The organism is Mycobacterium asiaticum, assembly GCF_001673315.1.
GTDB classification, from domain to species: domain Bacteria; phylum Actinomycetota; class Actinomycetes; order Mycobacteriales; family Mycobacteriaceae; genus Mycobacterium; species Mycobacterium asiaticum_B.
The window spans coordinates 141,027-156,639 of the sequence record NZ_LZLQ01000148.1 but is presented as its reverse complement, the minus strand read 5'-3'; the positions used below and the strand labels follow the sequence as shown (position 1 = coordinate 156,639).

Here is a 15,613-nt window from a genome sequence, read left to right as displayed (position 1 = left end):
CCGCCACCTTCTCGGCGTCCAACGGAGTGTCACGGCCCGCCGCGGCCACCGCGCTCGCGTAGTCCTCGGGCAGGATCGGGGGCAGGAATGCAACGACCGGCTTTTGGCGTTCACGTCAATGCGGGTGCATGGCCGTCGCAAAACCACTGTCGGTCTGGGGGCCGGAGTGGTTGAATTAGCCGACTTGTTCGGGGGACTGATGGTGCCGATTGAGAAGGTGATACGCCACTTGGATGCGACGGGCTACCGCGTGATGGCTGACCCGCGGCGCAGCTGCCACTCATGATTGCGAGATTCATCTATCGTTTCGCCCTTTTGATTGTCGGCGTCTGGGCTGTGCTGGTCGTCGCCGGCAACGCCCTTACCCCGCCGTTGGAGCAGGTGGTCAGCAATAAGGACCAGCCGTTTCTGGCGCCGGGTACCCCGACTTCGCTTGCGGTGCAGCGATCGGCAGCAGCATTTTCCCAATCTCCTACCGACAACGTCGGATACCTGGTCCTGGAGCGGGACGGCCAGCTCACCGAACAGGATCGGAATTACTACGACCAATTGATCGCGGCCCTGCGTGCCGACTCCCAGCATGTCTACGAGGTCGTCAACTGGTGGCGGATGCCGGCCCTGGCGGACGCGGCGGTGAGCGACGATCACCATGTCGTCACAGCTGCTATGCGTCTGGACGGCATGGTCGGGACTTCGGAGGCCGTCGATTCGATCTCCGCGGCGCGCGGCATTGTGGCGAAATTCCCGCCTCCGGACGGGATGCGCGTCTACATCACCGGGCCAGGCGCGACGATCATGGACGAATTCGCCGCGATCGACAAGCAGATGCAAGTCATCACCGCCACCACATTCGGGGTGCTGCTGCTCCTGCTTTTGGTCGTCTATCGGTCGATGATCACGGCGCTGGTGCCGTTGGTTTCGGTGACGATAGGGCTGGCATTAGCCAAACCGATCATTTCCGACCTCGGCTCCCGGGGGATGATCGGTGTGTCACTGTTCTCCCTCGCCGTCAGTGTCGCGGTGAGTGTCGGTGCAGGCACCAGCTTCGCGATGTTCCTGATCGGGCGTTACCACGAACGACGACGGCAGGGTATCGATCCGGCGCCGGCGTTGGCCGACGCATACCGCGGGGTGGCGCCGACGATCGTGGGTTCGACGCTGATCGTGGTAGCGCCCCTGGGCGCGGTGGGGTGGCTGAGCCTCGCCCGGATCAGCATGTTCGCCACCACCGGCGTGCTGTGCGCGGTCGGTGTGCTGGCAGTCGGTCTGGCCGCGATCACGTTGACCCCCGCCCTGATGGCGCTCGCCAGCCGTGCTGACCTGATCAAACCACCCGAGCGTAAGCACCAGCGTCGTCGCTGGCGACGCATCGGCACCAACGTGGCGCGCTGGCCGGCGCCGATCCTGGTCGCCAGCGGGATTCTCGTGCTCATCCTGATGATCGGGCTGCCCGGTGTTCCGATCGGCTGGGACGAAACAGCGGCCACGTCATCCGAAACCGAGGCCAACCGCGGCTACCGTGCCGTGGATCAGCATTTCGGCCCCAACCAGCTGCACCCTGACGTTGTCACAATCGTCACCGATCACGACCTGCGGAATGTTGCGGGACTCAAAGCAATCGAGCAGATCACCAGCGCGATCATGGGTATCTCCGGCGTCCGCATGGTGCAGTCGGCGACGCACCCGAGCGGCATGATCTCCAAACAGGCCGCGCTCAGCGGCAACGGTGGAAACAGCGGCGACCGGCTCGACGAGTTCACCGACCAGATCACCGCGCGCCAGGACACCTTCGGCAACCTCGATGCCGCGGTCAACGACCTGCTCAAGGGGCTGGATCTGATCCAGTCCGGCGCGCAATCGGGTCCCTACGCCATCGGTGGGGTCAGTTTGGCCGTACACCTGACGCAGCAGGCGGGTGAAAAGATCCGCGCGCGTTCCGCGGATGTGGGCGAGATTTTCGACCCCCTGCGGGGCTTCGTCCGCGGGGTGTCCAATTGCCGGGCGACCCCGGTCTGTGCAGCGGCCGAGGAGGCGTCGCACTGGGGAGCCGCAGTCGTCAGTTCTTCGGCCAAGCTGGACACCGCGGCCGACCAATTGTCGAACGCAACCGCCGACGCTGCCGCAGGGGTCAGCGTGGCAGAGCTGCCATCGGTTCTGCTCGGCGTCAGCGGTCAGATGGACCAGGTGCGGACGTTGGCACGAGGTCTCAAAGACGTCCTCTACAACCCGCGCCCGGTGCCGACGACCGAACTTGCGGGTTATCTGCAAAACCTCAGCGGCTCCTCCCAAGGCAGTCCAGGCAGCGATCTCTACGCGTCCCGACGGATTCTGACCGACCCGGCTATGCGTCCCGTGCTGGACCAGTTCGTCTCCTCCAACGGATATGCCACCCGGCTGTTTGTCTATGGCAACGGCGACGAGTGGGGAGATGGTGGCGCGGTACGGGCTCGTGCCATCAGCGCGGCGATGGACGCGGCAACCAAGGATGGCACGTTGCGACCGGCCGCCGTGGAACTCACCGGTGTGGGGCCGGCCACCCGGGATCTGCAGGACATCGTGGCGGATGACCTGGTCCTGATGGTCGTGATCACTCTCGGCGTCATCTTGTTCATCGCCGCGCTGCTGCTGCGAAGCCCTATCGCGGGGTTCGTGGTCCTGGGCACCATCGCTATTTCCTACCTGTGCGCACTCGGTGCCAGTGTGCTGATCTGGCAACGGCTGCTGCACCACGAATTGCACTGGGTAGTACCGCCTATCGCCTTCGTGTCGATGATCGGCGTGGCCTCCGGCGGGAACCTGCTTTTCGCGCTGCGGATCAGGGAGGGGCTTTCCGCTGGGCTGCGCACCAGCATCATCCGGGCCTTCGCCGCGACCGGTGTAGTGGTGGCCGCCGGCGGAATAGTCGTTGGCATCACGATGCTCGCTCTCGCCACCACCAGCGTCCTCAGTGTGGCGCAGATCGGTGTGACGGTGGGTTTGGGTCTGTTGCTGAATGCCCTTGTGGTGCGCACCTTTGCGCTGCCGGCCATGATGGTGGTCCTGGATCGCTGGCTGTGGTGGCCACGGGGTACGGCCAGCGACGCCCAGCAACTCGAACCGGTGACCGCCGACGCATGAGCGACCACGACCTTCTCAGCGGTCGGAGCGTGGTGGTAGTCGGGGGCAGCCGCGGCATCGGTCGTGCCGTCGCGGAACTGCTCGGCAGTCTCGGGGCGGCGGTGGTGATCAACGGGCGCGAGTCGGCGGCGGTGCAAGACACCGTCGACGCCCTCACCGCCTCGGGCGCACGAGCCACCGGCCTGCCCGGTGCGGCGGACGACGAAAATGTTGCCCAGGCCGTGATTGAGAAATGCACCAAAACCTTTGGCCGGCTGGATGTGTTGATCAACTGCGCCGGAATCGCCGAGCCGGCCAATTCGTCAATACTGCGGATCTCGCCGGCCGAATTCAACACGCTGATCGGCGTGCACCTCGGTACGGTGTTCCACACCTGCCGGGTCGCGGCTCCCGTGATGGCGGCCCAGGGCCATGGTGCGATCATCAACACCAGTTCGGTGGCGTTCCTTGGTGATTACGGCGGTACCGGATACCCGGCGGGCAAGGGCGCCGTCAACGGGCTGACGATGGCCATCGCCGCGGAGCTGAAAGGCCGTGGGGTGCGGGCCAATGTGGTGTGTCCGGGCGCCAGGACACGCATCTCGACCGGCCCCGACTACGAACAGCAGATTGAGGATCTCCACCGCCGCGGACTGCTGGACGAGACGACCATGCGCGCCTCACTCGACGCGCCGCCGCCGGACTACGTGGCACCCGTCTACGCTTACCTCGCCAGCGATCTGGCTCGCGACGTCACCGGCCAGATCCTGGTCGCCGCAGGTGGTTTCGTCGGTCGATTCGACCGGCCGACTCCCCGGTTGCTGGGGTACCGCGATCACCGGGACAGCGGCCCGTATACCGTTGCCGAATTGCATTCGATGATCGGCGGTTAGCTATCCGACAACGATGAAGATCGCCAGCAGCACCGCATAACCGACGACGATCACCGCCGACCCGGCCGCGCTGATCCGCGCCGATGCACCGTCGATCGGGTCCAGCCAGCGTCGGAACGGACGCGAGGCGGCCGGCACAAGCACCCACTGCAACAACGCGACGCTGACGACATTGCCGACGAAAATCGCTGCGGCCTGGTCTATTCCGAGGCGGCCCAGCGCCGGCGCCAACGATTTGTTCAGCAACACCACAGTGGGGTAGAGGCAGAGCACCACCAGCATCGCCGACTTCCAGGCAGGTGTGATCCTCGTCTGACCGTCGGCAACCCGAACCGTCGAGCCGAACGGCGCGCTGCGCGGCAGCTCGGCGAAGTCACGAGTCAATTCTTCGCGCAGGCGGGGCAGAGCCTGGAGGCGCTCGCGAGACTGTATCCATCCGGCGAGATGCCCAGCGGTGCGAAAGCGGAGCACCGACATCCATTGCGCGAAGCCGTCCGCCGGAAACAACACGGTTCCTTCGTATCCCGGGAACGTCGAGCTGACCGATGTCAAATCCCGCTGTGCGGCAATGAATTCCGTCTCCTTGCCGGGAGTGACGTCGTGCAGGAAGACGCCCGCGCCGCTCGGCGGCAACTCACCCTCGACCAGGACGAGATCCGGAGCAGAACGCCAGAATCCTTCTTCGGCCGCAGCGTCGAGGACGGTTCGACGTTCGGCGCTGTCGAGCCACGCGTCGAGCGACTCGGGATCGGTGAAACGCACCTCCACGCCCCAGTCGAGCTGGCCGCCGCTGTGCACCGACTGCCGGGCACTGACGTAACCGGCCGCCCGGTTGGCGGCTGCGGCATATCGGGCCACCCACCCGCCGAATCGCTCAGCATCGGACGGTGCATGAAAGATCGCGATTGCCGTGGCGCCGACGGTCATGTCAGTTGTCTACCATCGGCACTCCACGGCATGCCGCTCAGCTCCGCCGGGCCGATGCTTCACGTTGAGGTGGAAGAGTTGCGCGAGTGGTAGCTGCTTTTGTGTTTAGCGCAATGACCAACGCGGGTACGCCGTGCGGAACCGCGGTGCGGGGGGCTGATGAGGAGCCGGGGCAGGCCCTTTCGGAGGGGTCAATTTAACTAACAATTTTGCACGCTAACTAGCGAGCAGGCGGCTATGGAACGACTAAGCGGACTTGATGCATTCTTTCTGTATCTAGAAACCCCGACGCAACCGCTGAACGTGTGCTGCGTCCTGGAACTCGATACGTCGACAATGCCCGGGGGCTATTCCTATGCCCGGTTGCGGGCGCTGCTGGCCAAACGTGTCAAAGCGGTACCGGAATTCCGGATGAAGCTGGCAGACACCCAATGGAACCCCGACCATCCGGTATGGGTCGATGACGAGCGCTTCTCGCTGAGCCGCCACCTGCACCGAGTCGCCGCGCCGACCCCCGGCGGGCGGCGGGAAATGGCGGAGATCTGCGGGCATATCGCAGGTTTACCGCTCGACCGCGATCGTCCGCTGTGGGAAATGTGGTTGATCGAAGGCGGTGCCCGTCCGGACAGGGTGAAGGTACTGCTCAAGGTGCACCATTCGGTGGTCGACGGCGTCGCCGGAGCCAACCTGCTCGCGCAGTTGTGCGGTCCGGCGCCCGACGCACCGGCACCGCGCCCGGTGCGTGGCGCCGGGCGCGCCAGCCCGTTGCAGATCGCGGTCAGTGGCTTCCTGAACTTGGCGAAGCGACCCCTGCGCCTGGCGACGGTCGTGCCGGCCACCGTGGTGACGCTTACGCAGACATTGCTGCGCGCCCGAGAAGGCAGAACCATGGCCGCACCGTTTTCCGCGCCGCCGACTCCGTTCAACGGCCCGCTGACTCGCTATCGCAACGTGGCCTACACCCAACTGGATATGCGCGACGTCAAGCGGGTGAAGAACCAGTTCGGGGTGACCGTCAACGACGTAGTGATGGCGTTGTGCGCCGGGGTATTGCGGCGTTTCCTGCTAGAACGGGGTGAACTGCCCGACGTCCCGTTGGTCGCCACCGTCCCGGTGTCGGTGCGCGACAAGTCCGACCGTCCGGGACGCAACCAGACCACCTGGATGTTCTGCCGGCTGGAGAGCCAGATCAGCGACCCGGTGGAGCGCGTCCGCACGATGGCCGCAGGCAATTCCGCAGCGAAGGACCACACCGCGGCCATGGGACCCACGCTGCTGCACGACTGGACCGAGTTCGGCGGGCAGACCATGTTCGGGGCGGCGATGCGGATTCTGCCCCGAATCCCGTTAGGCACGAGTCCCGTCTACAACATGATTCTGTCCAATGTTCCCGGCCCGCAGGAGCAGTTGTATTTTCTCGGTTGCCGCCTTGAGGCGATGTATCCGTTGGGTCCGCTTCTCGGCGGCGCCGGACTCAACATCACCGTGATGTCGCTCAACGGGACCTTGGGCATCGGAATCATTTCGTGCCCGGATCTACTCCCGGACCTGTGGGAGATGGCCGACGCGTTTCCAGATGCGCTCAAAGAGCTAATGGAATGCGGCGCCTCCTTGGAGCGCCGGGAAAGGCGACCTCAGGACAACTGAGCGATCAGCGACCTCAAGACCCAATCTCAATATTGGTAGCCGGTGCCGGTGCCGGTGCCAAGTATTTCGACGGCAGCGTCGATATTGGGAATGACTGTGGCGCCGTACCGCGCGACCACCTGGCCGAGCGCACGCGTGATGTGCGGTCCCACCGCGTTGGCCTGCAGAATGTCTTCGGCGATCACGATGCCGTTCACGACGTGCCCGGCAAGCAGTCGACCGTCGCGCGCGATCTCGTAACGCCAGTCACCGATCTGGATCCGCTCGGGACTGGACGAGAAGAACCCACGCCGTGCCGGAGTGTGAACGACTCCGGGCAGCCCGGCGAATACGTTGACCACCAACGCGACACCGCCGGGTCCGGCCAGCGCACCCGCGATCGTCCGGCTCACCCGCTCGGCGTCGAACCCATCCATCAGTTATCCATCGGCAGGACGAACGTCGGTTTGATGGTCTCACCACTGCCGGTGCGGCGCACAGCGGTTCCCGCGGTGTAGAACTCCACCGTGTGGTGTCCCCACGCGTAATTCGAGATGGCGAAGTGCACCCCCACCACACCGGTGGCACCGTCGCGTTCCGCCTCGCTCTGCATGCGCGTCATCGCCAACTCGCGGGCCTGGTAATTGCCTTGCGTCCACTGCGGCATTTCCATGTTGCGGCCCATCTGCTTGAGCGTCTGCATGAAACCCTGCACCGCGATGTGAAATACGCAGTTGCCCATCACAAACGCCACCGGTGTGTGGCCGGAGCGCAGCAGCGTCACCATGTCCTGCCCGGAAAGATGACTGGAGAACGCCTGGCCGTTGGGCCGGCGGAATGCTCCCGGCTTCTCGATGTAACGCACCGCGGTACCTACCGCCATGAACTCCAGGTGTTCACCGCCCTCGCCGTGATGACGCCAGTTGAGGCGGACACCGACGATCCCGTCGGCTTTGAGCGAATCGGCTTCAGCCTGCATGCGGGCCATGGCGTTCCAGCGCGCGCGATAGGTCGCCTCGGTGAGCACCCCGAGTTCCTGCTGCTGACGCATATTGGTGAACTGATATCCGACGTGGTAAACCGACACGCCCATCACCAGTTCGATCGGCTCGAAGCCGGCTCCGTGCAGCAGCGCGAACTCGTTGATCGACAGGTCCGACGTCCATGACTTCTCTGCGTGCGACAGCCGTTCGCTGGCGACCGGGTCAAGCGAGCCTGGTTGCATGGGCAGACATCCCTTCTGTGGTTTGCGACAGCGTACCTAGCAAACCGGGAGAACTTACGGGGTCAGCGTGATCGCCTGTTCCGGGCAGTTCTGCGCACCGCACAGCGCCTGCCGTTCGAGGTCCCCGGAGACATCTTCGATGCGCACCACCGCATGGCCTGTGTCATCGGCATCGAAAACGTCGGGCGCCAGTGAATAGCAGCGTCCGTGCCCCACGCACCGGTCCGAATCCACCGAAATATGTGTCATCACAACGCAACCGGGAAGGTCAGCGGCAATGCCTCCACAGAGCGCAGCGCGGCGGTGTACTTCAACTCGGTGCCGGTTGGGATCTCGTAGTCAGGGATCCGCCGGTGGAATTCGCGCAGCGCCACGCGCAGTTCCATGCGAGCCAGGTGGGACCCGAGGCAGCGGTGCGGGCCGCCGCCGAACGCCCGGTGCCGGTTCGGGTTACGGGCGAAGTCGACGAGTTCGGGGTCGGGGAACTCCGCCGGGTCGGTGTTGGCCGCGCCGAGCAATGGGCTGACCCGGTCACCCTTGTTGATCGGGCAGCCGCCGACTTCGACGTCTTGCATCGCAACCCGCGCCACGCCAGGCACCGGCGTCTCCCAGCGCAGCAACTCCTCGATGGCATGCGGCAGGATGTCAGGTTGCTCGACGAGCTGATGCCGGTGCTCAGGGTGGCGTGCCAAATACACGAAGAAGCAGTCGAGCGAGTCGGTCACCGTGTCCAGTCCCGCGATGAGGAACAGGAAACAGATGTCGAGCAACTCCTCGCGGGTCAGCTTTTTCGGGGCTCCGCCGTCCGGGTCTTTCAGGTCCGCCGCGATCATCGCCGACAAGACGTCGTCACGCGGATTCGCGATGTGGTCCTCGATGGCCTGGCCGAAGTATTCGTAGATCTGCAGGGCTACCGGTGCCGACGCGGCGTGGCGGCCATCCCAGTCGGTAGTGCCTTCCGGACGAATCACCCCGTCCTTCCATTCCAGGAGCTTGTCGAGATCCCGCAGCGGGAGACCGAGCAACTGTAGGAAGACCGTGCAGGGAAGCGGCACCGCGAACTCGGCGTGAAAGTCGCATTCACCGCGATCGGCAAAGCGGTCGACCATCTGGTTGACCAACGCGGTCACCTGCGGTTCGCGCCGCGCCATCTCCCGCGGGGTGAACAACGGATCCAGGATGCGCCGATACTTGGCATGGTCGGGCGGGTCGATCTGCAACGGGATCAACGGCCGTAGGTTGCCCAGATCAACCGCATCCATGTTCGAAGAAAACAGGTCGGTCCGTTTGAGGGCCATCTCGATGTCGGCAAGCCGGCTCAAGACCACCGCTTGCGGTGACCTCAACACCGGAGCCGATTCGCGCAGCGCCCGGTACATGGGCTGGGGCTCGGCAAGGCCCATCATGGCCTGGTCGACGAACCCGGGGCCTTCTGTCATGTGGTTAGCCTGGCACCGCACCGAATGGTGAGCAATGGCTTCTTCACCACGATCTGTCGATTCGGGAAATAACTTGCCGACCGTGCGCGTTAGTTTCAGCGCACGTGTATTGAACTGAGGTTGCTCTGGCAGCGTGGCTAGGGCGGGGGGCCTACTGACCGACGCGCACGCCGCGTCGGATCGATTCCGACTGCCCGATACCACCAGAGGTTCCGATGACTTCACCTCGCAAAACTCGTGTCGCAGTGCAACTGTGGCCCGGCGGTACGCCGAGCTACGCTACGTGGCGCCAGGCCGTCCTTGATGCCGAGGCCATGGGAGCGGACATCGTCTTCGGCTACGACCACTTCCACAAGCCGTTCATCGAGAATCGCGACGGTGCCGGGCAGTTGCTGCCTGAACAACACGACGTCAACCACTTCGAAGGCTGGACGGCCCTCGCCACATGGGGGGAGTTGACCACGCGGGTGGAGATCGGCCTGCTGGTCTCCGGAATCGGCTATCGCAACCCCGACCTGCTGGCCGACATGGCGCGCACCGTCGACCACATCAGTGGTGGCAGGCTTATTTTGGGTCTCGGAACTGGATGGTACGAAAAGGATTACACCGCATACGGGTACGCCTACCCCAGTGTCGGAGATCGGCTCCGGTTGTTCGTAGATGGTTTGGCCCGGATCGAATACCGGCTTGCGCGCTTGATTCCGCCGCCGCTGCGTGCAATTCCGATACTCGTCGGCGGTCCAGGTTTGGACAAGGCCCTGCCGCTGGTTGCGGGGTTCGCCGACATCTGGCACACCGTCGAACCCATCGACGAGTTCCGGCGCAAAGACCAGCTGCTGAAGTGGTATGCGGAAGCGGCGCAGCGCGACGATTCCGCGATCGAGCGCGCCGTGCCGTGGACCGGTCCGAACGAGGCCGACCTGTACCACAAGGAAGGCGTGACACTCTTCACCGCAGCGCTCAAACCGACCGAAAAAGGTTATGACTTAACCACTCTCGGTGAGATGCTGGCGTGGCGCGATGGAGTGCCGATCCGGTAACCAACCTTGCCGCCTCTGCAGGGATACCCGCAGCAGGCAATCATCCGTTCTCGCGCCGCCGACGCAGCAGGGAAACGCTCGCCCGCGCCATCCCACGCAGCGCATACACGGCTGTCACTGCCGTCAGCAGCAGCAACAGGATGAACGTCGGCAGCCAATTGGCCCGGCTGTGGCTGACATCCCACCAGACGATGGTGAACAACACCGCGCACAGCAGCAGCACGATGTCGCGCCAGTTGCCCCGGTAGGACGCTGCGGCCTTGCGCATCGCGCGTCCCCGGTCGGAGGCCTCGATCATGTCGTCGATGCGGGAGTCGATGGTGCGCTGCAAATCGGCGCGCCGCTCGGTAGCTTCCGGCGGCAACCGGTCCAGCAGGTCCATGTCCTGTTTGATCAGGCCGCGAAAGTCCGGACCCCTGAACTGCCCGGCGGCGACCGCGAGCATCACGCCACCCAAGACCGGAGCACTGTTCATCGCGATCTGCCCCACACCAGCCACGTCCGATCCTCCTCGTAGTTCGGTTCCCGTCGAGGATCGCCGAAAGTGGGGGAGCAATTCAACTATGGTCTGCGGCCGGTCAGTTGCGACACCTCAGTGACCAGGCGTGAATTCGACGGGAAGTGATATGGGGCCGGACAATTCGGTGGGAGGACGCCAAGGGGCCGGACCGGTGACTTTGATGTTCGGCATGCGCCGAGTGATGACACGCAGCGCCTCGGTGAGTTCGACCCTGGCCAGGTGTGCACCCAGGCAATAGTGCATGCCGCCACCGAGAGTCAGCATCGGTTGCGGCTGCGCGCGGGTGATGTCCAAGCGGTCGGGCAGGTGGTAGGCCGTCTCGTCGCGGTTCGCCGATGCCGTGTTCGCCACGACGACTGTTCCTGCGGGGATGCTGATGCCACCGAGTGCGGCGTCCTCGGTTGCCACCCGGATCACCCCGGAACTGACCGGCGTGTGCCGAATCAGTTCCTCCACTGCACGGGGTGCCAATTCGGGGTACTCGGCAACCAATCGCCATTGCTCGGGGTGTTGTGAGAGCGTCTGTACCGCTGCGGCCAATTGGTTACGGGTGGTGTCGGTGCCGGCATTGAGCAGGATTGCGATCAAGTTCACCAACTCGTCGTAGGCCAGGCCGTCGTCCTGAGCACGAATGAGGTCAGAGATCAGGTCGTCGGTGAGCGACCGCCGCCGCCGTGCAATCAATGCCTCGATGTACGCCTCGAACTGCTCCCACGCTCTCAGGATCGCGGGCTCCTCCGCGGCGACATTGCCCCCGAATGCTTTGGTGATGTCGGACGCCCACGTCGAGAAAAGCTGCCAGTCTTCCGAAGGTGCGCCGAGCATCTCGCAGATTATCGGAATGGGATACGGCCGAGAGATATCGGTCACCATGTCGCAGTGTCCGCTGTCGGCGTACTTGTCAACCAGCGCCGTCATCACCGAGGTGCACACGGTGCGCATGCGGGCGGCGGCCTTCGGGGTGAACGCCTGTGAGACCAAGCGACGCAAACGGTTGTGTTCGGTGCCATCAAGACTGATCAGCAACCGGCACAACCGATCCCAGACCGGTCCGGAGCTGATCCCCTGCGCCACCAACCCGATACCGCGCGGCATGGCGAAGTGATTATCCCGCAACACCGAGCGGACCAGATCGTAGGTAAGAATTTCAGGGCCGAACGGCCCCAATGCGATTGGGCCCCGCCTTCGGGCCTCCTTGATCAGGCGGTGGACCTCGTGGGGATCCCGCGCGTCGTGGTAAGCAATGGGCGGTAGATCGATGTCGATCGTCATGCGGGCCTCCTCGGATGGAAATGCCCTCGACTATCCGGTGACGAGAACTGAGGTACATCGGCCAACGTGCCAAACTGCGCAGGCCCCAGACGCGTACGTACGCGTTGTGGGATCGCAACCATTAGCCGATTGGCTGATGTTTTGCGATCCACGTCACCGCATTCTGACTAACATGAGCACATCCGAATGGAGCGACTTTGGTGTGACTGTGGGCGTAACTGGGCTGCCGACCGGGACGGTGACGTTGCTATTGGCCGACGTCGAGGGATCGACGCGGCTGTGGGAGACACAGCCCGATGTCATGGCGGTCGCAGTGGCACGGCTGGACGAGGCACTGGCCCGGGCGGTCGCCGCACATGCCGGTGTGCGCCCGGTGGAGCAGGGTGAGGGCGACAGCTTCGTCGTCGCGTTTGGCCGCGCCTCGGACGCGGTCGCGTGTGCTCTTGCCCTGCAGCGGGCGCCGTTGGCGCCGATCCGGCTGCGCATCGGGATCCACACCGGCGAGGTGCGCTTGCGTGACGAGGGCAACTACATCGGTCCGACGATCAACCGCACCGGCCGCCTGCGCGATCTGGCGCATGGCGGTCAAACCCTGCTGTCGGGAACCACGGAAGACCTCGTCGCCGAAACTTTGCCTGCAGACGCCTGGCTGGCGGACCTAGGAGCGCACCCGCTGCGTGACCTGGCCCGACCGCAGCGGTTGGTGCAGCTGTGCCATCCGGATCTCCGCAATGACTTCCCGCCGCTGCGAAGCACCAGCAGCGTTGTCACACATAACCTCCCTGTGCAGCTAACGAGTTTCGTAGGGCGTCAGGATCAAATCAGCAGCTTGCGAAATGCGTTGGCCGGCAATCGGTTGGTCACTTTGACTGGGGCGGGCGGAGTCGGTAAAACCCGGCTGGCGGTGCAGGTGGCTGTCGAAGCTGCAGGAGATTTCGGCGATGGCGTACGGTACGTGGATTTGGCGCCTATCACGGCCGCCGAGGTGGTGCCGGTGACGGTGGCACGCGCCTTGGAGCTACCCGATCAACCCGGACGCTCGATGATCGACACGCTGCTTCGGTTCCTGCGTGACCGTCACATGCTGATCGTGCTGGACAACTGTGAACATCTGCTGGATGCCTGCGCCACCCTGCTAGCGACGCTGCTGGCCGGGGCGCCGCGCCTAACTGTGCTGGCGACCAGCAGAGAACCGGTTAATATCCCCGGCGAGGCGACCTGGCAGGTGCCTCCGCTGTCACTGGCCGACGAGGCCATCAATCTCTTCGCCGAACGTGCCCGCTTGGCCAAACCCGATTTCACAGTCACCGAGAACAACAGCGCACAGGTAGCCGAGATCTGCCGCCGCCTGGACGGTATGCCGCTAGCGATCGAACTCGCGGCGGCGCGGGTGCGGGCGTTGTCATTGACCGAGATCGTCGACAGCCTGCATGATCGCTTTCGGTTGCTGACCGGCGGTTCACGAACCGCGGTGCGGCGCCAACAGACACTGCGCGCTTCAGTGGATTGGTCGCACGCACTGCTCACCGAAGCCGAGCGGATCCTGTTCCGACGGCTGGCCGTCTTCTACGGCGGATTCAACCTGCCGTCAGCGCAAGTCGTATGCGGCGGTGACGTTATCGAGCCATACCAGGTCCTGGATCAACTGACGTTGCTCGTCGACAAGTCTCTTGTTGTCGCCGACGCCAGCAGCGGTCGCACCAGATACCGACTACTGGAAACGGTGCGCCAGTATGCATTGGAGAAACTCGGCGAGTCGGGCGAAGCCGATGCCGTGCGATCCCGTCATTGCGACCACTACACGGCAATTGCCGCATCGCTCGACGCCCCGGCACGAACCGATTACCAGCAACGCCTCGCGCAGGTCGAACTCGAGATGGATAACCTGCGTAACGCGCTAGGTTGGCACCTGGAAAACGACGACATCGACCAAGCATTGACGTTGGCGTCGTCGCTGCAACCGGTCTGGCTGACCCGCGGTCGAATCATGGAAGGCGTCGCATGGTTCCGCGTGATACCTGCCGCGAACCAGGCTTCGCCGTCGGTGCGGGCGCGTGCACTCGCCGACGAGGCAGTGCTGAAGGTGTTCGCGGGAGGCCAGCATTTGGAAATCGCGCAACACGCGGTGCAGATCGCCCGCGAACTCGACGATCCCGCTTTGCTTGCCCGGGCCCTTACTGCATCTGGGTTGTCCGCCGGCGCCCAATACGACTCCGACAAGGCCGCAAGCTATTACTCGGAGGCAATCGGGTTGGCCCGGGCCCTGGATGAACAGTGGGCCCTAAGCCAGATCCTGGCCTGGCAGTCCAACACCGCGTTGAACACCGGTGACTTGGCGGCGGCACGGGTGGCGGGCGAAGAGGGGCGCGTTATCGCCGACGCAATCGGCGATGGAGGAAACTCCCGACAGTGCCGATTGGCCATCGGTTGGTCACTTCTGGTGCAGGGCAGCATCATTGAAGCAATTTCAGAGCTCAGAACGCTGGCCGCCGACTGCGATGAAGCTCACGATCGCGTCTCCGGCCCCGTCGCCGTCATGGGTCTTGGCATGGCACTTGCGTATCACGGTGAATTAGACGAGTCATTCGCCGTCGCTGACGCAGCCGTGACGGCGGCCACTGACCTGGGCGAGTACTACTTGGGCATGGCCTACGCGCAAGCATCGCAAGTGCGCGTGGCGGCCGGTGATTTGGACGGGGCCGACCAGACCGGTGAGGTGGCCTGGCAGTGCATGTACCCACACCAACCTGCGGTAACAACTGCCCAACGTGTCTTCAACACCATTCAAGTCGCCCTGGCCCGCGGTCACATCGCAACGGCCCGAGAGCAGATCGAGGCTGCGATTGCGGTGGCACAGGGCTGGCACAGGGTGGCCGCTCTGCTGGCTCGCGCGCGCGTAGCCATTGCGGAAAGCATGCCCCTCGAGGCTGGACGTGACGCCCACCAGGCCTTGACTTACGCCGCCGAGAAAAAGGTTTATCTCCAAGTTCCAGAAGCAATGGAATGCCTTGCCGGGCTGGCCGCGCACAGCGGCGAGCAATCCGAGGCGGCGCGCTTGTTCGGCGCAGCAGAACGGCTACGCGAGTCTATGGGCATGGTCCGATTCAAAATTCATGAGGCCGAATACGACACTTCGGTGGCCGGCCTCCGAAATGCCATGGACGAGAGTGCTTTTGAATCTGCGTGGGCCGAGGGCGCAACACTCTCCATGGAGGAGGCGATCGCTTATGCGCAGCGTGGCCGTGGCCAACGCAAGCGGCCGGCGAGCGGCTGGGGCTCTCTAACACCGGCCGAACGTGAGGTCGCGCGACTGGTCTGTGAGGGCATGGCCAATAAGGAGATAGCGACGCGGCTTTTCGTGTCACCGCGAACCGTTCAGGCCCACCTCGCCCATATCTACAACAAACTCGGTATCGGTTCGCGGCTACAGCTCGTCCAGGGAGCGGTCCGCCAAGGCTGAACACTCCCACGGGTGATTGTCGGACACCTGTCCAGCGCAGTGCCTTAGTTTGCGGCGAGCTGGCGGCTGGGCCGACCCGCACATCTCCGTCCACCGGGCGCCTTCTCCCGCCTGA

The 15,613-nt window shown here is 64.2% G+C and carries 13 protein-coding genes; 6 read left to right on the top strand and 7 right to left on the bottom strand.

Annotated features, from left to right (window positions below; genetic code table 11):
* The 3 genes from A5636_RS26955 to A5636_RS24305 form a co-directional block, all read left to right on the top strand.
* Positions 1 to 286, top strand: a 286-nt coding sequence (locus tag A5636_RS26955) for a hypothetical protein (RefSeq protein ID WP_216638867.1), incomplete at its 5' end; no start/stop codon positions are given.
* Positions 283 to 3,117, top strand: coding sequence for an RND family transporter (locus A5636_RS24310; RefSeq protein WP_065161185.1), 2,835 nt, complete (start codon positions 283 to 285; stop codon positions 3,115 to 3,117). The genes A5636_RS26955 and A5636_RS24310, both read left to right, overlap by 4 nt.
* Positions 3,114 to 3,989 carry an SDR family NAD(P)-dependent oxidoreductase gene (locus tag A5636_RS24305; protein WP_065161184.1) on the top strand — a complete coding sequence of 292 codons (876 nt, stop codon included), beginning with the start codon at positions 3,114 to 3,116 and terminating at the stop codon, positions 3,987 to 3,989. Before A5636_RS24310 ends, A5636_RS24305 begins: the two co-directional genes overlap by 4 nt.
* Here the strand turns inward: A5636_RS24305 and A5636_RS24300 are convergent, their stop codons facing one another.
* Entirely contained in the window at positions 3,990 to 4,916 is a 927-nt protein-coding gene (locus A5636_RS24300) for an antibiotic biosynthesis monooxygenase (RefSeq protein WP_081287976.1), read from the bottom strand.
* A 237-nt stretch (positions 4,917 to 5,153) separates the two neighbouring features.
* Here A5636_RS24300 and A5636_RS24295 point away from each other — a divergent pair, with 237 nt between their 5' ends.
* Positions 5,154 to 6,563, top strand: coding sequence for a WS/DGAT/MGAT family O-acyltransferase (locus A5636_RS24295; protein WP_065161183.1), 1,410 nt, complete (start codon positions 5,154 to 5,156; stop codon positions 6,561 to 6,563).
* A 26-nt stretch (positions 6,564 to 6,589) separates the two neighbouring features.
* Here A5636_RS24295 and A5636_RS24290 read toward each other — a convergent pair whose 3' ends face one another.
* From A5636_RS24290 to A5636_RS24275, 4 genes are read right to left on the bottom strand one after another with little or no spacing between them, the layout of a single operon-like run.
* Complete coding sequence (locus A5636_RS24290) at positions 6,590 to 6,979, bottom strand: DUF5073 family protein (RefSeq protein ID WP_065161182.1); 390 nt, start codon at positions 6,977 to 6,979, stop codon at positions 6,590 to 6,592.
* Entirely contained in the window at positions 6,979 to 7,767 is a 789-nt protein-coding gene (locus tag A5636_RS24285) for a heavy metal-binding domain-containing protein (RefSeq protein WP_065161181.1), read from the bottom strand. Before A5636_RS24285 ends, A5636_RS24290 begins: the two co-directional genes overlap by 1 nt.
* A gap of 54 nt (positions 7,768 to 7,821) precedes the next feature.
* A complete protein-coding gene (locus A5636_RS24280) occupies positions 7,822 to 8,001 on the bottom strand; it encodes a ferredoxin (protein WP_437339861.1) in 180 nt (59 codons plus the stop codon).
* A gap of 14 nt (positions 8,002 to 8,015) precedes the next feature.
* On the bottom strand, positions 8,016 to 9,206 hold the full coding sequence (locus tag A5636_RS24275; protein ID WP_065161179.1) for a cytochrome P450: 1,191 nt from the start codon (positions 9,204 to 9,206) through the stop codon (positions 8,016 to 8,018).
* Between the two features lie 215 nt (positions 9,207 to 9,421).
* Here A5636_RS24275 and A5636_RS24270 point away from each other — a divergent pair, with 215 nt between their 5' ends.
* Entirely contained in the window at positions 9,422 to 10,246 is an 825-nt protein-coding gene (locus tag A5636_RS24270) for an LLM class F420-dependent oxidoreductase (protein WP_065161178.1), read from the top strand.
* Between the two features lie 40 nt (positions 10,247 to 10,286).
* Here the strand turns inward: A5636_RS24270 and A5636_RS24265 are convergent, their stop codons facing one another.
* A complete protein-coding gene (locus tag A5636_RS24265; protein WP_081287979.1) occupies positions 10,287 to 10,721 on the bottom strand; it encodes a hypothetical protein in 435 nt (144 codons plus the stop codon).
* A 117-nt stretch (positions 10,722 to 10,838) separates the two neighbouring features.
* Positions 10,839 to 12,038, bottom strand: a complete 1,200-nt coding sequence (locus tag A5636_RS24260; protein ID WP_065161176.1) for a cytochrome P450 — start codon at positions 12,036 to 12,038, stop codon at positions 10,839 to 10,841.
* Between the two features lie 172 nt (positions 12,039 to 12,210).
* Between A5636_RS24260 and A5636_RS24255 the strand changes: the two genes are divergently transcribed.
* Positions 12,211 to 15,498 (top strand): LuxR family transcriptional regulator, encoded by a 3,288-nt coding sequence (locus tag A5636_RS24255; RefSeq protein WP_065161175.1) that lies wholly within the window; start codon positions 12,211 to 12,213, stop codon positions 15,496 to 15,498.
* The last annotated feature ends 115 nt before the right edge of the window (positions 15,499 to 15,613 follow it).